This window comes from Levilactobacillus sp. FUA 3915 (assembly GCF_044053135.1).
GTDB classification, from domain to species: domain Bacteria; phylum Bacillota; class Bacilli; order Lactobacillales; family Lactobacillaceae; genus Levilactobacillus; species Levilactobacillus lanxiensis.
This window is the reverse complement of sequence record NZ_CP168704.1, coordinates 2,282,416-2,303,095: the sequence shown is the minus strand read 5'-3', so window position 1 is coordinate 2,303,095 and position 20,680 is coordinate 2,282,416. Positions and strand designations below refer to the sequence as shown.

Genomic DNA, 20,680 nt, shown 5'->3' with positions numbered 1-20,680 from the left:
TTACTATAATCTTATTATGACGAAAAGATTTGTGTAGACTTTGAGAGAAATGTGAAGATTTATAGAGTCTTGACGTTTTATACTGTAGACTTGTTTTAAGGCCACATTCAGTAACTGTTACTCACCTGATTCCCAGTCTGCGGACAAATAAATAGAGAGCCTCTCCCCAGACGAATTGTCCAGGAAGAGACTCTCTATAGATAGTTATTTTTAAAACAGTCTAGCTAAACCTGTGAGACAAAATCAGGCTGACCGACAGAACCTGTGACGAGACAGACACGCCTATGTCAGTGACCAGAGGCGGGCCAAGACGACCAGCTGTGTCGATGGTCTTAACTGAGCGATTTTCTCAGTTTAGCCCATGGGACAACCTTTGAGACCGGTTTGTGGCTCAAAGTTGAGGTGGAAGCCTGAGAATCAGGCTGGAACCGGCCCCACAGCAGGCCGTCTTGAGCCCGCCGCCGGGAACGACTGACAAGCGCACGTTCTGAACCGTCTTACAGGTTCTTGTCCATGTTGAAGGTCAGGTGCGACAGCGTCAGCCCCTTTTCAATCAAGTCATTGGTCAACTGCGTCGTGACTTCCCGCATGTCGGCGACAACCTGGTGGTTTTGGTCCGTCAGGTAGGCGGTCAAGGCATCACCAGTCAGGTCGTTAGCGCCGGCCAAGGCCGTGGCCACGTGGGTCCGTAAGTCTTGCTTGGCAGCCGTCACGTAGTCTGTATCCTGTTCAATGAACTGAACGTAATGCGATTCCACAATCATGGACATCTTGCGGTACATCCAGTAAGCACTGACGTCATCCAAGTGGATCGGCGTCTGGCTGTATGATGGATCCGTATCGGTCGCGTTGGCAAAGAATGGCACATAAGGACTGAAGGCTGGCACCCCAAAGTTCAACCAGAAAATGGCTGAGCGGTCGGCCGGTACATCGTTCCGTAACTGGAGCACATGAGAATTTTGCGTCCGGTTCATGGCAATTGGCCGGAATTTCAGCTTATCCGCACCGTCGCCAGGGCCCAGTGGATCGTATTGGGTTTCATTGTAGTGGGAACTCAAAATGTATTCCACGTCTTCCACACTGATCTTGTGGCTGGTCCGGCAGATGAAAGGCAGATCACTGGATTGGGGATCCTGTTCGATTTCAGGATTCAATACGTGTTGGCCGAACCAAACCCGTGGCGTGTTGTAATGCCGGTCTTTTTCGGTGCTCGTTCCAAAGATGTGCCGGAAGTTCCAGCCATCTTGGTCTGGGTTCAAATGGTTGGTCGTGACAAATTCTTGAATCCCATCGGAGTACATGAAGTTATCTGGATCATCGAAGGTCACCTGTTGAATGGCCACTTGGTTCGCGGTCACTGCGTAGGCATCGTCCGGAATCCGTTGAGCAACCCAGTGGTGTCCCGTGACGATTTCCATGTACCAAACTTCGTCGTGATCGGAGAAGAGCACGCCGTTACCTTCTGGTGAGCCATATTCCTTGATCAGGTTGCCCAGGTAACGCACCCCATCGCGCGCGGAGTTGATGTAAGGGAGCACCATGGTTTGCAGGGAATCCTCGGCCAGACCATTGGCCACCAGTGGATCGAAAGCTAACGCGGCCGGATTGCCGTAAACACTTTCGGTGGCACTCATCGCCACGTTCTTTTCGTTGAACCCACTTTCGGCGTAGACCCCTTCCTTGTCGACTTCGACGTTAGGCGTTGCCATGTAGCGGTAACCGTCGCTAGGAATTGGTGCCGTGAAGCCGTTTTGGTTGGAGACCCAGGTCCGCTTAGGTTGATCATGCTCTGCGGGATGGACGTAGAACCGTTGCGGGGTTAAAGGTAAAAAGGTATCGTCATTTCTAGCAATCAGCGTGGACCCATCGACCGTGGCGGCTTTACCCACCAAAACGGAGGTGCAGGCTGAGAGATGCTTGGCTACTTTTGACATTAAATTAGTCACTCCTTCAAATAAGTCCTGTCCGTGAGTGGCCGACACGGCGTGGGTTTGCCACCCGTGTTCGCCACTGGACTTACAGGTAAATCTACGCTCTTTAGTTTACCGCTTTTCGCTAAGCAAGACTAGTTTCGGGTTCAATCCCCGTTGTCAACAAAATGGTAACACTTTCAGAAAAGTGTTGACATTACTGATAAGTTGTCTAAAATAGAGTTGTAATCAATTGAAAAGGATTTCACATGAACGCGTTTGTGAAATACCCTTCAAAAAATCTTGTTTTGGGAGGCACCACCATGAAAGTCACAGTTGTTGGTTGTACACATGCAGGAACCTTTGCCATTAAGCAAATTTTAGCAGAACACCCCGATGCAGACGTCACCGTTTACGAAAAGAATGATAATATTTCCTTCTTATCCTGCGGGATTGCCCTGTACCTCGGCGGCAAGGTAGCGGACCCCCAAGGCCTGTTCTACTCCAGCCCCGAAGAATTAAAGAGCTTAGGCGCTAACGTGCAGATGGGCCACAACGTTTTAGCCATCGACGCTGACCAAAAGACGGTCACGGTTGAAGACCTGGCGACTCATGCCCAAACCACTGAAAGCTATGACAAGCTGGTTATGACGTCTGGTTCATGGCCCATCATCCCTAAGATTGAGGGGATCGACGGCGACCATGTGAAGCTTTGTAAGAACTGGAACCACGCCCAAACCTTGATCGAAGAGGCGAAGCACGCCAAGCACATCACGGTCATCGGTGCCGGCTACATTGGTGCTGAACTGGCCGAAGCCTACTCCACCACCGGCCACGACGTTACCCTGATTGATGCTATGGACCGCGTGATGCCTAAGTACTTTGACCAAGAATTTACCGACGTCATCGAACAGGACTACCGCGACAACCACGTGCAGTTAGCCTTGGGTGAAACGGTCCAAAGCTTTACGGATACCGGCGACGGTGTGACCATCAAGACCGACAAAGGCAGCTATGACACCAATTTAGCCATCCTCTGCATCGGCTTCCGGCCCAACACCGCCCTGCTCAAGGGTCAAGTTGACATGGCCCAAAACGGTGCGATTATCACGGATGCTTACATGCGGTCATCCAATCCAGATATTTTTGCTGCCGGTGATAGTGCAGCAGTTCACTATAACCCCACGCACCAAAACGCCTACATCCCCCTGGCAACCAACGCGGTTCGTCAAGGTATCTTAGTCGGCAAGAACCTGGTTACCCCCACCGTTAAGTACATGGGGACACAATCTTCCTCTGGCTTAGCCCTTTACGGTCGGACCATCGTTTCTACCGGGTTGACCTTAGCCGCCGCCAAGCAACAGGGCATCAACGCCGAACAAGTCATCGTTAAGGATAACTACCGGCCAGAATTCATGCCAACGACGGAACCCGTGCTGATGTCCCTGGTTTACGACCCAGATAGCAAACGGATTCTCGGTGGCGCCCTGATGAGCAAGTACGACGTCTCACAATCAGCGAACACCCTGTCCGTCTGCATCCAAAACGAAAACACGATTGATGACCTGGCCATGGTCGACATGCTGTTCCAACCCAACTTTGACCGGCCATTCAACTACCTGAACATCCTGGCCCAAGCCGCTCAGGCCCAGGTAGCCAGCTTAGAAACCACTAAATAACCCCGCATCCCCCTTTAAAAAAGTTGTGGAAGCAAAAAACGTTTCGCCAATCCTTGCTATAGTCCCCTTAAGGTTGACAGATGAAAAACTATAATTCATCTGTTAACTTTAAGGGGATTTTTCTATGCCTAGGACAAGATTTACAGCTATGGAGAAACTGGATATTTTGACTGGTCTATCACAGACCAAGTTGAACAGAAGCAAATACCTTGAGCAATATGGTATTTATGGCTCTACTATTCGTTTGTGGCGAGAACTTTACAAGCGTGATGGCCTCGACGGCCTAGAAGAACGCCATATCTGGACACGTTATAGTGCAAAGACCAAGCAGCAAGCCGTGGAAGCCTATCTAAATGGTAAAGGTAGTTTAGTTGAAATCAGCAATCGTTTTGGATTGAGAAGCGACAAGCAACTTCGCGACTGGATTAAGAAATTCCAGTATAATGGGACCAATAAATCATTGATGGCTACCCCGTCAAGAAGGCAGGTCCGCATTATGAGTCGTAAAACAACATTCGAAGAACGAATTAAAATTGTGGAGTATGTCACAGCTGGAAAGCATTCGTACTCCCAGGCATCCGAACACTTCAACGTCTCTTACCAACAGGTAAGAGCCTGGGTTCTCAAGTCCAAAGATGGTGGGTACACAGCATTAAAGGATGGCCGTGGACGTACTAAACCAGTTGAAGAAATGACTGAAGTTGAACGTTTAAAACTAGAGAATCGTCAACTAAAGGCCCAGCTCAAAGAACAGGAGGTAATGGAGCTCTTCGCAAAAAAAATCCGGGAACTACAGAACAAGGAGTGAACGCCCAACATAAATTAATATTCCAGACAATCCAGGAACTCAGTCCACAGATTCATGGCGCCCAAACCATTATTCTTCGCAAAGTGGGTCTATCTCGCCAAGCATTTAATCAATGGCTTCATCGTGAAGAAACCCCTTGGGAGCAACAAGAAGCGCAGCTTAAGCAAAAGATACTCATGTACTTCAATGCACATCGTCAGAGAATCGGCGCAGGAAAATTGAAGATTTATCTAGATCATGATTCAGATCTTGATTTTTACGTCTCGCTTAAGCGCGTTAAGCGGATTATGACTCTCCTGCATCTCAAGTGTCAAAGCAGACTGAAGAAACACCATCGAGTAAAACAAGCCGAACAAGAAATACGAGACAACGTATTAAATCAACGGTTTAATATGGCAGATAATCCAAATGAAGTGTGGTTGTCGGACGCCACCGAAGTTCGTTACGGTATCAATGGCGAGTACAAGGCTCGTTTGTGTGGTGTACTAGATCTATATGGCAGATATCTTTTATCCTACAATCTGAGTGTTACTGAGACCAGTGACGCAATGGTTGAAGTCTTTGAGCGAGCCTTTAGCAAAGCTGGAGAAGTTCATCCAATGGTTCATACCGATCGTGGTTCGGCTTACACTTCCAAAGATTTTAATAATCTAATGACCGAACACAAAGTCGTTCGGAGCATGTCCCGACCGGGAACGCCTTATGACAATGCCCCAATGGAACGTTGGTGGAATGAATTCAAGTTAAACTGGCTAGACAGCCACCCAATGCCTAAAACCAAGGAGGAGCTAATTAAGCTTATTGAGGAAGGTATTCACTACTTCAACTATATTGACCGTACAGCACAAAGAAACGGCTCCACCGCGGTTGAGTACCGCGGTGAAGCCGCTTAAACACATCTACAAAAATTATAGTATTTCATCCGTCAACTTGACAGGGACTAGTACAAATCCTAATCGATTGGCGAAACGTTTTTACTTTCTCATTGATTAAGGTTTCCGCGGCTTAAACGCCGAAATCAGGGCAAAGATGGTCAGTACGGCACAGCCACCCAGAGAGACCCAGGCGCTAGGACCGAAGCCCGCATCGCCAAACGTCCCAGAATAGCCGCCACCGATACCATTGTAAATGGCCCCGAAGACCGTCCCAAAGATCAGATCGACTGCAACGGCCACGAACACATTGATGATTCGGGTCGTGCGGCTAGGCAGAATCCCCAAGACCAGCGCGACGATTGGCGCAGCGGTTAAGGCCACGAGCCACACCCCGGCACTAGAGTCCTGACCGAAAAATTCCGAAGCCGAATTTCCTAGCTTGAGCAAATTGGCCAGAGTTAACCCGGCTGAGGAGTCAAGGAACGAGGCGGAGGCTTGCAGGTAAGGACCCACGTAAACGGCGCCCAGAGCAGCCAAGGCGCCCAAGACCACCATGACCTCGGTCACGCCCATGCCCAGGTGACCCTTGGCAACTGGCGCGGTCGTGGCTGCTTGAGCCGTTGGACCAGCGGTGGGTTGGTCCGTGGCAGCCGTTGACGTTGCTTGTTGCGGCATGGCTTGCTTAAGGGCCGAAGCTGTCTTAGCCTGCAGATCACTCTGCTTGGCCTTTAAATTCTGGTTCACATTTGACCGATAATCCTGGTCGCGGTAGTACCGGTTGACCTTTCGTTCGAAGCTGGTGGCATCGGTCCCGTAACTGCCGGCAATCAGGTAAATCAAGACCAATAATAGCAAAATCGTCCACCAGGCAACGTGAGCCGCCGCAAACGTGAAGAGCAGGAACAGGAGGAACACACCGATGCCAGTCGTCACTAGGTTATTGCGAATCCACAACCCGACATGCTCCAGGTTCTCCCGGTTCAAAATCAAATTCCGATTACCGTTGTGATGCGCAGTTGCCGTGTGGACCGCCTGTTGTCCCGTCGTTGACTCATCATGCGCCGTGCGTGACTGAGGCGTCACGGGGGCCTGTGATTGGGTCGCCTGCTTGGCGCCAACCGGTTGCGCCGCTTGGGTGAGTGATTGCCCACATTGCGGACAGAATTTGCCGTGCTCGACATTTTCCCGACCGCACTTCGGGCAAAACTGTAAAGTCTGCGTATTTTCCATCTAACATCTACCCCTTTTATATGTAAGAAATCATGGTGCCTTTCCAGTATAGACCACGTCTAGCTGGTTTAGCCACCTTTTATTTTTCGACCGGGATATTTTGCTAAGTTAAGGGATTTCCCGCCATAAAAATAAGCGCCACGACTGCTGTCGTCACGCTAGATGTGGGTCCTTCACTATTCGGGCACGTTATTCAATGACCAGGTAACCGTCCCACTGTACTTCCCTTGTAAGGCCGCCGAGTTCACTTCAAGCAGTAACCCATTGTCATCGTCCCAGTCATCGATCACGTTCGTCAGGTCATCGTTGCCCGTTGCCTCTCCCTGGCTCACCGCAATCGGCGTGTCACTGATAGGCGTGCGGTCATCCCCGTCGTAGTAGCTCAGGGTACCCGCCAACTTCTGACCGTCTGCTCGCGTGAAGTCCGTGCTCGTCACTTGTAAGGCCCACTTGGCACCGGCTTCCCGCGTATCTAAAATTTCAACTTGCCAATCCAGGGTCCGTTTGACCTTCTGCTGAGTCCCGGTCAGGGTCGTGTTCTCAAATGAACTTTTCTCGGCAACCGTGTTGAAGACCAGCTGCCGGTTGACGGTGATTGTATAAGTCACGGCGTTAGACACGTTGCCGTAAGGATCTTCGACCGTGGTCACCAGCGTATTCTTGCCGCTCTGCAGGTCCGCGGCCGCCACGGTCACATCAAACCGCCCACTGGACGGGTCCGTGCCGTCCGGAATCTTAAAGTCGGCTCGGGCCTTGCCATTAAGTGTTGAATGAATCGTCATGTCCCGGTTCGCCAGGTCGACGCCTTCCGGTACCACAACCAGACCCTTCATGGTCGCATCTTCCCCGGGTTCCACTTGACCGCTACTGCCGGACAGGGATGCCGCCATCAGTTCCAGCGTGGGGTTCAGCGTAAAGACCGGGGTCTCCGCCGTCACCACCCCGTTGACGGCACTAAATCCACTCGCTGTCGCGTCCACGGTAACTGGTGCCGTTAAATTGGCTGCCTTCCCCGTCAAAGTAATGTGCGCCGTCCGATTGCTAGCCGACAGGGCCTGAGTCAATTTGACCGTTAACTGGTTCTCCGTTAATTGGCTAACATCCACCACCGTTGACGTGCCGTCGGCGTAAGTGATTTTCCCGGCCGTCACGTCCAGGTATTCCGGTACTTGTAGATGGGCCTGCACGTCTTGCCAGGACTGCTTGCCGGTCAGGTAGTCCAATTGGTAGTCTAACTTAAAGCTATCCTGCCCCTTCATCACGTCGCCGTCACCAATCTCTTTGCCGGTCGTCGTGTCCGTCAGGGTCGCCGTTGCCTGCGCATCGACCAGCCCGGGCACTTCTTCCATCACGACCAGGTTATTTTCGTAACTATCCCCCGTCGCGCCGGTGAAGCCCCATCGCACCTGCCCCGTCCCCTTGGGGTCGATCTCGGTCAGGTCGAGTTTGGCCGACTCGCTGACACCGCTCTGGCCCTTCCCCGTAACCGGGTCTTTGTCATTAAAGGTGTAGGTCATCTGCTGCGACTTGGCCTGCCAATCCAACGTTAAATGGTGCCACGAGCCGTTGGACAACAGGGTGTAATCCCCCTTCAACACACCGGCGTGGTCCTGGGTCGCGTAGTAGCCGACACTGTAGATGGGAATCAACGTGGACGTCCGCACCATTTGGTAGCTGTCCACCGCTGCGGGATAGTTGTTGGCAATGTGCGGGCCCGCAATCCCCACGTCAAAGGAATCCGCATCCCCGGTGTTGCCGTAATTCGTGGACGTGTTTAGATGCGTATCGAACTCCAGCGCCCAACTATTTTGAATCGCCGTCGCTGCGAGCTTGTCCGGCGTGGTCTGCTTCTTATCGGTATCCACACCCCACACGCCCAACGTTTCGCCGGAAATATTCTTCCCAAACGTTGGGGTGGCCGCTAAACCCTTGTCATCGTTCTGGAGCACAAAGGCCATCCCGTCGGCGGCCTTCTTGCCGGTGTTCCCAAAGTACAGCCACATGGACGCGGACTGATTGCGCGTCAAATCAAACACGTTGTCCGTCGTTGACCAGAGCGCGCCAAATTGCTTCTTACCGTTATTGATCTTAGCCGCCTGCGTCCCCGACACATTCGGATTCGTTGCGCTCACCACGGACGCCTGATTATTACTCGTCGTCCCCGGTGTAAAAATGTTATCAAGCGAAATCCCCTGCGGTGCCGTCTTCAAAGCCTGGTCGTAATCCGCGTCGGCACAACCGGTAACCCCACCCACGCCGAGCAAACTCAGCCCTAAGAAAAATCCTAACCAACTTCTAAACTTCATCGCAATCGCTCCTCTCCATCCCCCAAACGATTATGGGGCACCATCAATTTTCAAGATTATTATTTCGTTTATAGTGTAACAGAACTGAATTTATGACGGGGCTTACACGCAAAATCCGAAGGGAAACCTTCGAAAAATGACGGGATCGTCGTGAGGATGTTGAATTACTAGGAATCGTGGCGGTTTTAGACTAGACCAATTAGCACAACATTCTGGATAACCAGCTGTGAACTGACCCGTTAAAAGTGCAAAAAAAAGCTCACCCACTTCACAATCGAAATGGCTGAGCTTCATTTGTATTTAAATTAAATGCCCTAAGCCACTAGTGACCACTAACCAACAGGCTAAACCCGTGGTAGCCGCAGAGCTGGGAAAACTGGGCAGGTCGTGGAAGTGACCAGAGACGAGCCAAGGTGCTCGGCTGTGTCGATGGTCTTAGATGGGGTGGTATACAAAAATCCCAACCACCTCAAACTATGAAATGGCTGGGACTTACTAATATTTAAACTTAAACGACACAAGGTCACCGTCGACCACTACCCAACGGGCTAAACCCGCGTCAGCCGCAGGGCTGGTGAAAATGGGCTCAGCCGTGGGAGTTGCCTTAGCGGGTTCCCCGCTTAGGCAACTGCTATCTTTGAGACGTGTTCTTCGGCTCAAAGTAAGTCCGAAGACCGCCCCTCAGGCTTCGGACGGGCGCCCACAGCGTCACGGCCCATTTTTCACCAGCCCGGAGGCACAGTTCAACGACTAGTTTAGAGCTTAGAAGTCAGTTCGACGTCAGGGTACTTGTCCTTAAACCAACGTTCAGCGAAGTGGTTTTCAAACAAGAACAACGGCTCGCCATGGTTGTCCTTGACCAGCAGGTTCCGGGATGAAGACATCCGTTCGTCTAATTGGTCAGGGTTGATCCAGCGAGCAGTCTTCTTGCCCATAGGTTCCATGATAACTTCAGAATTATATTCATTTTGCATCCGGAATTGGAAGACTTCAAACTGCAGCTGACCCACGGCACCCAGGATGTAATCCCCAGTGGAGTAAGACGTGTACAGTTGAACGGCCCCTTCTTGCACCAGTTGATTGATTCCCTTATGGAAGGACTTTTGCTTCATCACGTTCTTCGCAGATACACGGACGAATAATTCTGGCGTAAATTGTGGCAGCTTTTCAAATTTAATCTTGTTCTTCCCGGTGTAAATGGCGTCACCGATTTGGAAGTTCCCGGTATCGTACAGCCCGATAATGTCCCCAGCCACGGCTGTTTCCACGTTCTCACGCGTATCAGCCATGAACTCGGTCACGTTGGACAGCCGTAATTTTTTCCCGGTCCGTTCCTGAATGACGTCCATCCCTCGGTCAAATTCACCCGAGCAGATTCGTACGAAGGCGATTCGGTCCCGGTGATGCGGGTTCATGTTGGCTTGAATTTTGAAGACAAAGCCAGAAAATTCGGAGTCGGTTGGGGCCACGTCGGTATCCTGTTCAGTATGGTGACTGGCAGGTTTTGGCGCGTATTCCAGATAGGTTTCCAAGAATGTTTTAACCCCAAAATCGGCTAAGGCAGACCCGAAGAACACGGGCGTTTGGTCCCCACTGGCGATTTTAGCTTCGTCAAATTGGTTCCCGGCTTCACCGATCAGCTCCATGTTATCACGGGCATCTTGGTACCAGCCGTCCTCTTCCAAGTCATTGTGTTCAACCAACTCACCATTAGGCTGTAACGGCAGGTATTGGTGCGCTTCGTCTTCGGGCCGGAACAGGGCAACGCGGTTGTGATACCGGTCGTATAACCCTTTGAGTTCCTTCCCCATCCCAATTGGCCAGTTCATCGGGTAACCTTCGATGCCCAAGACATCTTCCAGTTCGGCGATGAGGTCCATTGGATCCCGGCCATCCCGGTCAAGCTTGTTCATAAAGGTAAAGATGGGAATGCCCCGCATTTTACAAATTTGGAACAGCTTCTTGGTTTGGGGTTCGATCCCTTTGGCAGAGTCGATCACCATGACGGCGGAGTCGACGGCCATCAGGGTCCGGTAGGTATCTTCGGAGAAATCCTCATGCCCAGGGGTATCCAAAATGTTGATCCGCTTGCCTTGGTAATCAAATTGCATGACGGAGCTCGTTACGGAAATCCCCCGCTTTTGTTCAATTTCCATCCAGTCGGACTTGGCAAAGTTGCCACTCTTCCGGGCCTTAACGGTACCGGCCTCACGCACGACGCCCCCAAACAGCAGTAACTGTTCAGTAATCGTCGTCTTCCCGGCATCGGGGTGAGAGATGATGGCAAACGTCCGGCGCTTATCAACCGCTGACGCTAAAGTTTTTTCACTCATTAGTTTTCCTCACAAAAGTTATTTTATATTTTAAGTTATCGTTTTTTAAATTAAACGTCACAGCTAGTAATTTTAACACATTTAGGCCGACAATTCACGGTTTGTTAGTCGGCTGCGTTCCCGGCGGTGGGCTCAAGATGTCCTGCTATGGGGACCGGCTCCAGCCTGAGGAGCGGTCTTCCACCTCGCCTTTGAGCCCTAAGATCGGTCTCAAAGGTCGTCCCATGCTCTAAGCTGAGAAAATCACTCAGCCAAGAGCATCGACACAGCTGGCCATCTTGGCCCACCTCTGGTCACTCAGACTGATCATAACATCCTTTCCCCCTGTCCAAATCACAGCCTAGCCTATGATTCCAACCAACATCCACAATACGAGCAATTCACTTAACCACTCGCCATCAGGAACGTCTATCGTGACAAATACGTCCGCACCCGATAACTTATCGCCTAAAATAGTCGCGCTTTAACTTAACTCCCCCTTAGCATGTGGTATCATAGTAGATATGCCTTTAATGTTTTAACGGACGGCTTGTTTAACCGTTCGCAACTAATTTTAGAATGAACTTATTTAGAAACGGGTGAAACTATGTCGGCGTCTACTGAAGCCATGCTTATTAAAATTGTCTTTGCCGTGGGAGCCCTGGTGGTTCTGGGAGGTTTGGTCGGCTTATTAGTCGCACGCAACAAACACCAACCACTGCGGCCGACCATGTCCGTGATTCTCTGCGGGGCCGGACTGGCCGTGATTGCCCTCCTCCTGAACAATCTGTTGTTCTTGAGCTACGACCACGTGCAATTAAAGAAAAATCAATATTACGAGGTCACCAGCCTGACCGCTAACATGAAACAGTCGTTGGCCAGCAGCCGAACAGCCAATCAACCGGTTAGTCCGCAATCCAAGAAGGCCAGTAAGAACGTGACCTACCTGGTTAAAAATTTAAAGCAATCCAAGTCTGCGAAAAAAGCAGCTCAAAGTGCCCAACAACAGTTGGTTCACACGAAGCGGCCTGATTTAAAGTTGGTTCACCGCCAGTACCGGATTATTTTGCAACACTACTTTGACAGCACGGGTATCACGGCGGAGCAGGCCAATCGTTTAACCGCCCACGCCTACCACCAAGCCACCAGCTACGGCAAATAAGGCGATGTCAGCGCCTACCGGGTGGTCAAAAATAGACCGGAACGCGGTGGGCAGGACGCCCAGAGCCAAAGAACGGTCTCTGCGCTCGTTTTGAACCTCTGAGAAGCGAGTTTCAAAGTCGCCATTTAAGTAGCGAACCGCTACTTAAATCCCACGGCTGAGTCTATTTTTGACCACCCTCTCGGCTTCTATCGTCTTAGTCCGTAGCCATGTAACTTTTCGTGCCAACTGACTCTAATCTTCAGGATTCACTGATCTATTTGCCAACATAACTTTAAGCTGAATGCCCTCACCTAACGCGGTGACGGCATCCAGCTTTTTTGATTCATTCAATTCCAAAAGTAACAATCATTGATTTTTGTTACCACATGCGGTACACTCACCTTAATCGAAAATCTGTTACTAAACCAAACGGGGGACCTGCTCATCATGACTTCATACATTGACACACCAACGAAAACACTCGTCACACCGGAAAAGAAAACCTTTGCTTACCGTGAAATCGGCACACCTGCCACCGTCCCGGTCATTGGCTTGATTCACCTGTCAGGTAATCTCGACAACTGGGATCCGACCGTCGTGGATGGCCTGGCCAAGGAACATCAACTGATTCTCCCCGACTATCAAGGCGTTGGCGGTTCCGGCGGCAAAGCTGCCCTGACCATCCAAGGTATGGCTCAGGAAATTCGCGAATTTATCCATGCCCTTGGTCTCAAGCAAGTCGACCTATTTGGCTTCTCAATGGGTGGCTTCGTGGCGCAAGAAGTCATCAACCAGGAACCAACTTTGATTCGGCGGGCCCTGTTAACGGGAACTGGCCCTCGAGGTGGGCAAGGCATTGGCGATGTGACCAAAATTTCTGACCGTTCCCTGGCCAAAGCCATTTTCACCTTCAAGGATGTGAAAACCTACCTCTTCTTCACCCGGACGGCCAACGGCAAGCAACAAGCTGCCAAGTTCCTAAAGCGCATCAAGGCCCGGCAAACCGGCCGCGACCGGTCAATCGGCTGGAGCGCCTACCGAACCCAACTAAAAGCCATCAACAAATGGAGCACCGAGTCAGCCATTGATTTCTCCAAATTGGACTTGCCGGTACTAGTTGCCAACGGTGATCACGATGCTATGGTCCCCACCAAGCCAAACAGCTACAATCTGGCTAAGGCCTTCAAAAATAGCGAACTCGTCATCTACCCAGACGCAGGCCACGCCGGTGTCTTCCAATTCAACGAAGAATTTGTCAAAAAGGCCAACCAATTCTTACGTTAAACAATGGCTTAGCTAGCACCTCAACAAAAAAATTTCGACCAAACTAAAAAGCTGAATGCCCTCAACCATAATTGGTGAGTGCATTCAGCTTTATTTGTTTCACTTTTAAAATTCACAACCAGCTAAACTGGCCACTCAGTCATAACCACACGATACCAGTAGCCACAACTATCGTCAAAGAACCGCCAGCTGGTGAGTTAAACCCGTGTCAGCCGCAGGACTGGGAAAACTGGGCCCAACTAGGTCGTTGTTAGTGACCAGAGGCGAGCCAAGATGACCAGCTGTGTCGATGGTCTTAGCCGAGGTTTCTCACTCGGCTTAGCCCATGGGACAACCTTTGAGACCGCTTCTCAGGCTCAAAGTTGAGGTGGAAGACCGCTTCTCAGTCTGGAACCGGCCCCACAGCAGGGCGTCTTGAGCTCGCCGCCGGGAACGAAAACCACCGCGACCAGGCCCAGTTTTCACCAGCCCGGAGGCGCGGACAACGACAAGTTTAACCCGCCAAAGCTAGACGTTCTTTTCGATTTGTTGGACGACGTAGTTGACGATTTTCAGGGAACTGAGCCCATCATCAATCGCACAGAACTGCCGGTAGAAGTCCATAAACTTCTGGTTGCCACTCATATCCGGCGTCTTCAGTTTGTCAGAAACTAAGTCCAACAGCTGATGCTCATTATGGGCAATTTCACCCGGCAAATCCTTTTCGTAGTCGAGGTAGAAGCCCCGCAGTTCGTCCTTGTACATGTGGTAATCGTACGGGTAGAACAGGATTGGCCGCTTGAGGTAAGCGAAGTCAAAGAAGACAGACGAGTAATCGGTAATCAACATATCTGAGATCAGGTACAACTCGGAGATGTCTGGGTGGTTGGAAAGGTCAAAGACAACACCCTCGTAACCACTGATATCCAGGGCATTTGAAATCAAATAGTGCATCCGCAGAACCAGAACGGCATCCTGGCCGAAGCGCTTGCGGAAGTCATCCAGGGAGAATGGCAGCTCGAAGGTGTACTTCCCCTTCTCAGCGAACTGGTTATCCCGGTAAGTTGGCGCGTAGAGCACGACCTTCTTATCCAGTGGAATCCCCAGCCGTTCCTTCAAAGCGGTTACGTCCTCGGGGGTACTGTTGATCAGTTCATCGTTCCGTGGATAACCGACCTTTAAGATTTGATTGTTAAACCCAAAGGCTGACCGGAAAATCCGCGTCGAGTAATCGTTAGGTGAGACCAACGCATCCCAGCGGTTGGCTTCACGAACGAAGTTGGCATGGTACTTGGCCGTCGTCGTGCCGGGCATCGAGACGTTTTCAATGTCCAGGCCCAACTTCTTCAGCGGCGTCCCGTGCCAGGTTTGGATGTAGGTCACGTAGTTTGGCTTGCGCACCCATGAGGGGAACCGCGCGTTACTGATCCAGAAGCTGGCCTTTTCTAACGTCCGCACCCACTTGGAAGTCCGCCGAATGACAAAGGGAATCCCATTTTCCTTACAGAACTTCTTCTGTTCCCGGTCGATCGACCAGACAAAGTTGAAGCCTGGATAGAGTTGCACGAACAACCGGTAAATGGCGTATGGTGAGTCACTGACCTGCCGCCCACCAAAGCTTTCGAAGATGATGGTTGGTTGGTCGAATGCCCGGTGACCGCGCTTGAATAACCGGCGCATGTAAGCCAGGTTGACCTTGTCCATTAACATAGAGAACAACTTGGTGACGCCACCGACTTTGCTGGAGGCATTCGCCACGCGTTGCGGCAACGTTGGCGCCGCCATTTCCCGCACGCGAATCCCGTTGTCAAAGCGTTTTTCAACGACAACTAAGCGATGCCCTGGCGTCACCGCCTGGGTCACTTGACCGGCCAACGATTTGGCCAAAACGACCCGTTGTTCCAGGTCTTGCCCGGCCACCGTTGAGCGAATGAACAGCTGTTGCTTGGAATCCTGGGCCAGGTCCGTCAACGGAATTGACGCCGTGAACAGCCCGTGCAGGCTCATATGGGCAATTGGCCATTCCGCAGAACTGTCCTGTTGCTCATTCTTTAAGACCAGGCGTTGGTTCTCGATGGGCTGCCCGTTGATTCGGCTTTGCCCGATAACCTGCAACTGATCGTCCTGCAAGTTAATCGCACTAATCGTGAATTCAGTCTCAGCCTGTTGGGTGTGCATGTTAAACAGCGCCATCCCCTCGGCATCACTATTCACTTGGTAATAGCTGGTCAGGGTAAATTGGTGCCGGTCACTCAGGTATTCACTTTCGACCTGGACCAGGCCCCGCGTATTTTGCTGGCGAATGTTTAAGTACAGTTCCCAGCTAAACTCGCTTTGGCCCTCTGCAGCAAATTGCAGTGCATTGGCGTCCACCCGGATCTGCACGACCTCGGCGCTGACCACCTTGCTGATGGGTACGGTGACGGACGCCTGGGTATTCTTTTCCAAGAAGGTTACCGCCAGATCATCGAAAGGTTCCGGCACGTCGATCAATTCAAGTTCCAGTTCTTGTAAATTCTTTTTATGATGTAATCCAGATAAAATCGCACGCACGATGGAAAAACTCCTTAGTAATTAAAAATCAGCTGGTTCGGCATCTGTGGGGATAACTCGGCGTTAACGGCCAAGTCCACGTATAGCTGGGTGTCCGGCGTTAACAGGTGACTCAACACGGCTTGATAAAAGGTGTACAAATTATCAAATCGCCGGTAGTTTGAGTACGCCAGAACCCCATAATAGGTTTCGGTGGTCGACACGATTGAGGTGTGGTCAATCGTTGCGGCCTCGGCCTTACTGCGTTGCCGCTTGGTCATGTTGGCGGTTGCCGCGTTTTGCTTGGCATCCGCAAATTCCGTGGCTAACATCGCTGACGAGTTGCTCAGATTAAAGACCTGATCAACTGGCCGTTCATGCCGGACGAACCGCAGGACAGCTTCTCCCTTGGCGTTTAAAATGTAACTGGTCTGGGCAACCTCATCGGCGATCTTTTCGATGCCCACAACGTTACCGTCCAACCCATAAGTATCGATTTGTTTCAGTTGGTCTGCTTGATATTGCCGCAAGACCATTGGCGTTTCGTCGTTCAATTGGCGTAATTCCGCCACCAAATGACCCGCGTCTAAGTAACGTTTCACTTGTTCTTCATTGTCGGCAAAGAGTCGTTCGTCAAAGTCCGTCAGTACCGGCTCGTTGCGTTCTCCACTGGTCAGCTTCAACCCCTGTTCATCCTGATACAGGTCGGCTAACGTGATCAAATTCACGTTTTGCACATCGGGGTTCTTTTGGGCCAAGCGATTCAGGTAATCCCGGACCTGCCAAGTCGCTTCAAAATCAACTAGTGCGACCAGGACACTGACCGGCAGCCCTTTCCGCACAGCCTGTAACAACTGCTGTGAGAAGTTTGGTTTGTGCATCCCGTTTAAGGACGTCACTAGAAAAATAATCCGTTGCATTCGTTTGCCTCCGTCTACGCTCTCTAAGAAAAAATCCCTAGTCAACGACTAAGGATTATCACCAACACTACTCTTTTTCCTGCCAGTCTTCTTCGTCTGAAAGGCCTAAGTCGTGCTTAATTTTAGTCGTGGAGATGCCTTCCGTCCGTGGTAAGTAAATAACTTCACAGTAGTCCTTCAAAAAGTCAAACTTACCTTTCCAGTCGTCACCCATGACGAAGATATCGATGTCATTTTCTTGAACGTCGCGAATCTTTTGGTCCCAAGTGGTTTCAGGAATCACGTGGTCCACGTACTTAATGGCTTCCAAGATGTACTTCCGGTCTTCGTATGACGTGTAAGCCCGCTTGCCCTTTTCGGCGTTAAATTCGTCGGAGGACACGCAAACCGTTAAGTCATCGCCTAAGGCCGCAGCCCGCTTTAATAACCGAATGTGACCCTTGTGCAACAGATCAAACGTTCCGTACGTAATTACTTTTTTCATGTAGATTCTCCTACTTTATCTGGTTAATTTCCCTCGATAATCCCTGAGGGGGTCGCTAAAAAATTCCAATAACAATCTAAATAGTAGCATATTCAGCGGTGACGTCAACTTCAAACCACAAACGTTACGCTTTTCTTGAGAAAATTTACCCCACTAAAGGGCTTTGCGCTCGGAATGCTCCAGGCGCCAAATACTGTAAAGATACTGAACAATCGTCTTAACCACGGCATAGAATGGGATGGCCAAGATCATGCCCAGCAGTCCGGCAATATTTCCTGCGGCCAACAAAATAATAATGATAGTCAACGGATGAATTTGTAAACTCTTGCCAATAATGTTGGGGTAAACCAGGTTGCCATCGATCTGTTGGACGACGACCACCACGATGATCACGTAGATCACCAAGCTGGTACTGCTGGTAAATGCCACGATCAACGCTGGTAAAATCCCAATGTACGGGCCCACGTAAGGAATCAAATTGCACAGACCGGCGAAGAATCCCAGCAACAACGCATATTTTTCACCCACGAAGAAGTACCCAATGGCCGTGAAGCTCCCAACGAAGACGCATTCAATGATCTGACCGCCCACATAACGGGCAATCGTCGTGTTCATCCGGCTCAAAAGCTCCGCCGTCTGGTCGCCATGCTTGGTCGGCAACCACTTGCGAATGGCCGGCATCAGTTTGTCGCCATCCTTCAGCATGTAGAACAGCATGACAGGCACTGTAACGGCCGTTACGGTCACCGTGGTCACTGTTCCAATAACGGAGCCAATCCCGCTGGTAAGGCCGCTCATGAAGCTCTGAGCGTATTTGGAGAGGGCCGACTGTAATTGACTCAGGTATTTTGAGAAATCGATGTTCTTAAACGCCGGCTGATCAATCAGCTTACGCAGAACCCCCTCGGTCGACTTGGCAAAGTCAGGAATGTTGCTGACCAGGGTGGTGACCTGCGTCACGAGCCGTGGAATCAACCACATGCCACCCGCAACCAGAATCAGGACCAGGAGCAGAAATACTAGTGCCACGGCCCCGGTCCGGTTAATGTGAAATTTCTTCCACCGGACCTTTTCCAGGATTTTAACCAGAGGGTTCAATAGGTAAAAGAGAATCCCCGATAAAAGTAGTGGCGCAAAGATGGTTGATAGAAAAATACCAATTGGTGAAAACAAGAAGCTAATCTGTGTGCAGACCCAAATCAGTGCCGCCACGATTAACAGTTCTAAGGACCAAAACATGATTTTTGAATTCGCGACCCATTTCATCCCGGTTGCCCCTCCCTAACATTACGATTTTAAACTAGTGTTCTGACAACGCCTCCGGGCTGGTGAAAATGGGCCTCGTCGCGTTCGTTCCCGGCGGCGCGCTCAAGGTACCCTGCTGTGGGGCCGGTTCCAGCCTGTAAAGCGGGCTTCCACCTCAACTTTGAGCCTGAGGTGCAGTCTCAAAGGTTGTCCCATGAACTAGGCTGGCAAAGAACGCCAGCCTAGTTCATCGACACAGCCGGGCACCTTGGCGCGCCTCTGGTCACTGCCACGACTGGCCCATTTTCACCAGCCCTGCGGCTCACACTTGTTTAAACCGCAGTTATTATGTACTTTTTCTTTTTGTTGTTACTGTTTATATCTAGGCGTCAATAGCTTCGGTCATGTGCTGCCAACCGAATGGCCAGTGCCTGAACAAAACACTGTATTGTGTTCTTTTGCTATGCTCATTGATACAATTGTTTTCATTTAAAACAACTTGTGTCTACAGACCTATTTGCTACGAAACGCAACATCCCGGAAACATCTTAGATACGGGGCTAAGCCCATGCCAGCCGGAGGGTCGGTGAAAATAGGCTCAGCCGTGGGAGTTCTCTTAGCGGTTTACCGCTTAGAGAACTGCTATCTTTGAGACGTGAATTTCGGCTCAAAGTAAGTCCGGAGACCGCCTTTCGGCTCCGGACGGCGCCCACAGCGTTCCGGCCTATTTTCACCGATCCGGAGGCGAAAACAACGACCAATTTGACCAGTATCCCAAGGACACTGATTTTAGAAAAAAGGAGCGAGCCACGAATGGACTTGCTCCTGGTGGTACGGAAGACAACTCTTACTAATCATTCGAGCGCCGCAGCAGCTCCTGATACCGTTGATACCAGAGATCGACATAGGCTTGGGAAAAGGGGCCCTTATGATGATTAATCCAATCGACTAAGGTCAACACGTTGGCCTTTAAAATGCGGTCAGTCTCTTCGCCGTAATGCCACCGTTGGCTGAAATCCTCGTACTCGTCAACGTCGAGCAGGCGTTTTTCACCATCCGGAAAGACCTTCACGTCGAGATCATAATCAATGTATTTGAGCGCTTCTTTGTCCATCACATACGGGGAAGCCAAATTACAGTAATACGACACCCCGTTGTCCCGAATCATCGCAACAATGTTGAACCAGTAATGCTTGTGAAAATAAACGATTGCGGGCTCTCGTGTCACCCACCGCCGCCCATCGTCTTCAGTGACCAATGTGTGGTCGTTGACGCCGATGAGGGCGTTCTCGCTTGTTTTGAGTACCATAGTGTCGCGCCAAGTTCGATGCAAACTTCCGTCGTGCTTGTAGCTTTTGATCGTAATGAAGTCGCCTTCCTTAGGTCCTCTAGCTTCGCGCGTCATGTATAAACCCTACTTTCCAAAAGTAACGGGTAACTATAAAAATTCACTCAACATTATACCAGATTTGGCGCCCCTTGAATAGGTTCAGACCGATTATGCGCAACAAAACCTGTGGAATTGCGCCCATCCCCAGTAAAATTAACTTAATCAACTGGATTAGGGCTAACCGCACCGCCTCCGGGCTGGTGAAAATTGGGCCTGGTCGCTTCCGTTCCCGGCGGCGTGCTCAAGGTGCCCTGCTGTGGGGCCGGTTACAGCCTGAAAAACGGGCTTCCACCTCAACTTTGAGCCTGAGAATCGGTCTCAAAGGTTGTCCCATGCTCTAAGCTGAGAAAAATCGCTCAGCTAAGACCATCGACACAGCCGGGCACCTTGGCGCGCCTCTGGTCACTTCCACGACCGGCCCAGTTTTCCCAGCCCTGCGGCTAACACTTGTTCAACCCAGCCATATTGTTTTCTCGTCGGTTTTTATTCTGTTTTATCACTCACTAAAACAGCCAGTTGTGTCAGGTAGACTCTGATTATATTTTTCACCAGCCCATACGCTGCCAACCCATCCCTCTCACC

The 20,680-nt window shown here is 50.7% G+C and carries 14 protein-coding genes; 5 read left to right on the top strand and 9 right to left on the bottom strand.

The features are described 5' to 3' along the window. Nucleotides 1–497 precede the first annotated feature (497 nt). Nucleotides 498–1,934 carry a C69 family dipeptidase gene (locus tag ACEPST_RS10665; protein WP_204122288.1) on the bottom strand — a complete coding sequence of 479 codons (1,437 nt, stop codon included), beginning with the start codon at nucleotides 1,932–1,934 and terminating at the stop codon, nucleotides 498–500. 299 nt (nucleotides 1,935–2,233) lie between these two features. Here ACEPST_RS10665 and ACEPST_RS10660 point away from each other — a divergent pair, with 299 nt between their 5' ends. The 3 genes from ACEPST_RS10660 (at nucleotide 2,234) to ACEPST_RS10650 (ending at nucleotide 5,290) form a co-directional block, all read left to right on the top strand. Continuing rightward, nucleotides 2,234–3,589: an FAD-dependent oxidoreductase gene (locus ACEPST_RS10660; protein WP_204122287.1), complete on the top strand. Its 1,356-nt coding sequence runs from the start codon at nucleotides 2,234–2,236 to the stop codon at nucleotides 3,587–3,589. Nucleotides 3,590–3,737: 148 nt separating this feature from the next. Continuing rightward, the gene (locus tag ACEPST_RS10655) at nucleotides 3,738–4,397 is read left to right on the top strand and encodes a helix-turn-helix domain-containing protein (protein ID WP_395390461.1); all 660 of its coding nucleotides are present in this window, start codon (nucleotides 3,738–3,740) and stop codon (nucleotides 4,395–4,397) included. Next, nucleotides 4,394–5,290 carry an IS3 family transposase gene (locus ACEPST_RS10650; protein WP_395390462.1) on the top strand — a complete coding sequence of 299 codons (897 nt, stop codon included), beginning with the start codon at nucleotides 4,394–4,396 and terminating at the stop codon, nucleotides 5,288–5,290. Before ACEPST_RS10655 ends, ACEPST_RS10650 begins: the two co-directional genes overlap by 4 nt. A 96-nt stretch (nucleotides 5,291–5,386) precedes the next feature. On the opposite strand, the gene ACEPST_RS10645 is transcribed toward ACEPST_RS10650, so the two are convergent. The 3 genes from ACEPST_RS10645 to ACEPST_RS10635 form a co-directional block, all read right to left on the bottom strand. After that, a complete protein-coding gene (locus ACEPST_RS10645) occupies nucleotides 5,387–6,502 on the bottom strand; it encodes a zinc-ribbon domain-containing protein (RefSeq protein WP_204122216.1) in 1,116 nt (371 codons plus the stop codon). Between the two features lie 176 nt (nucleotides 6,503–6,678). Next, nucleotides 6,679–8,808 carry a lectin-like domain-containing protein gene (locus ACEPST_RS10640; protein ID WP_204122217.1) on the bottom strand — a complete coding sequence of 710 codons (2,130 nt, stop codon included), beginning with the start codon at nucleotides 8,806–8,808 and terminating at the stop codon, nucleotides 6,679–6,681. Between the two features lie 755 nt (nucleotides 8,809–9,563). Continuing rightward, nucleotides 9,564–11,141, bottom strand: a complete 1,578-nt coding sequence (locus tag ACEPST_RS10635) for a peptide chain release factor 3 (RefSeq protein WP_204122218.1) — start codon at nucleotides 11,139–11,141, stop codon at nucleotides 9,564–9,566. A gap of 607 nt (nucleotides 11,142–11,748) precedes the next feature. On the opposite strand from ACEPST_RS10635, the gene ACEPST_RS10630 reads away from it, so the two are divergent. Together ACEPST_RS10630 and ACEPST_RS10625 are read left to right on the top strand one after the other, a co-directional pair. After that, complete coding sequence (locus ACEPST_RS10630; protein ID WP_239064555.1) at nucleotides 11,749–12,282, top strand: hypothetical protein; 534 nt, start codon at nucleotides 11,749–11,751, stop codon at nucleotides 12,280–12,282. Nucleotides 12,283–12,711: 429 nt separating this feature from the next. Beyond that, a complete protein-coding gene (locus ACEPST_RS10625; protein WP_239064556.1) occupies nucleotides 12,712–13,548 on the top strand; it encodes an alpha/beta fold hydrolase in 837 nt (278 codons plus the stop codon). Nucleotides 13,549–14,055: 507 nt separating this feature from the next. Here the strand turns inward: ACEPST_RS10625 and ACEPST_RS10620 are convergent. The 5 genes from ACEPST_RS10620 to ACEPST_RS10600 all read right to left on the bottom strand — a co-directional run bounded on the left by ACEPST_RS10620 (nucleotide 14,056) and on the right by ACEPST_RS10600 (nucleotide 20,113). Continuing rightward, nucleotides 14,056–16,080, bottom strand: coding sequence for a CDP-glycerol glycerophosphotransferase family protein (locus tag ACEPST_RS10620; RefSeq protein ID WP_204122220.1), 2,025 nt, complete (start codon nucleotides 16,078–16,080; stop codon nucleotides 14,056–14,058). Between the two features lie 14 nt (nucleotides 16,081–16,094). Further along, nucleotides 16,095–16,979, bottom strand: coding sequence for a hypothetical protein (locus ACEPST_RS10615; protein ID WP_204122221.1), 885 nt, complete (start codon nucleotides 16,977–16,979; stop codon nucleotides 16,095–16,097). Between the two features lie 67 nt (nucleotides 16,980–17,046). After that, complete coding sequence (gene tagD, locus ACEPST_RS10610; protein ID WP_204122222.1) at nucleotides 17,047–17,463, bottom strand: glycerol-3-phosphate cytidylyltransferase; 417 nt, start codon at nucleotides 17,461–17,463, stop codon at nucleotides 17,047–17,049. 153 nt (nucleotides 17,464–17,616) lie between these two features. After that, nucleotides 17,617–18,729 carry an AI-2E family transporter gene (locus ACEPST_RS10605; protein WP_204122223.1) on the bottom strand — a complete coding sequence of 371 codons (1,113 nt, stop codon included), beginning with the start codon at nucleotides 18,727–18,729 and terminating at the stop codon, nucleotides 17,617–17,619. Nucleotides 18,730–19,558: 829 nt separating this feature from the next. Beyond that, on the bottom strand, nucleotides 19,559–20,113 hold the full coding sequence (locus ACEPST_RS10600) for a DUF402 domain-containing protein (RefSeq protein ID WP_125765082.1): 555 nt from the start codon (nucleotides 20,111–20,113) through the stop codon (nucleotides 19,559–19,561). Nucleotides 20,114–20,680: the final 567 nt, after the last annotated feature.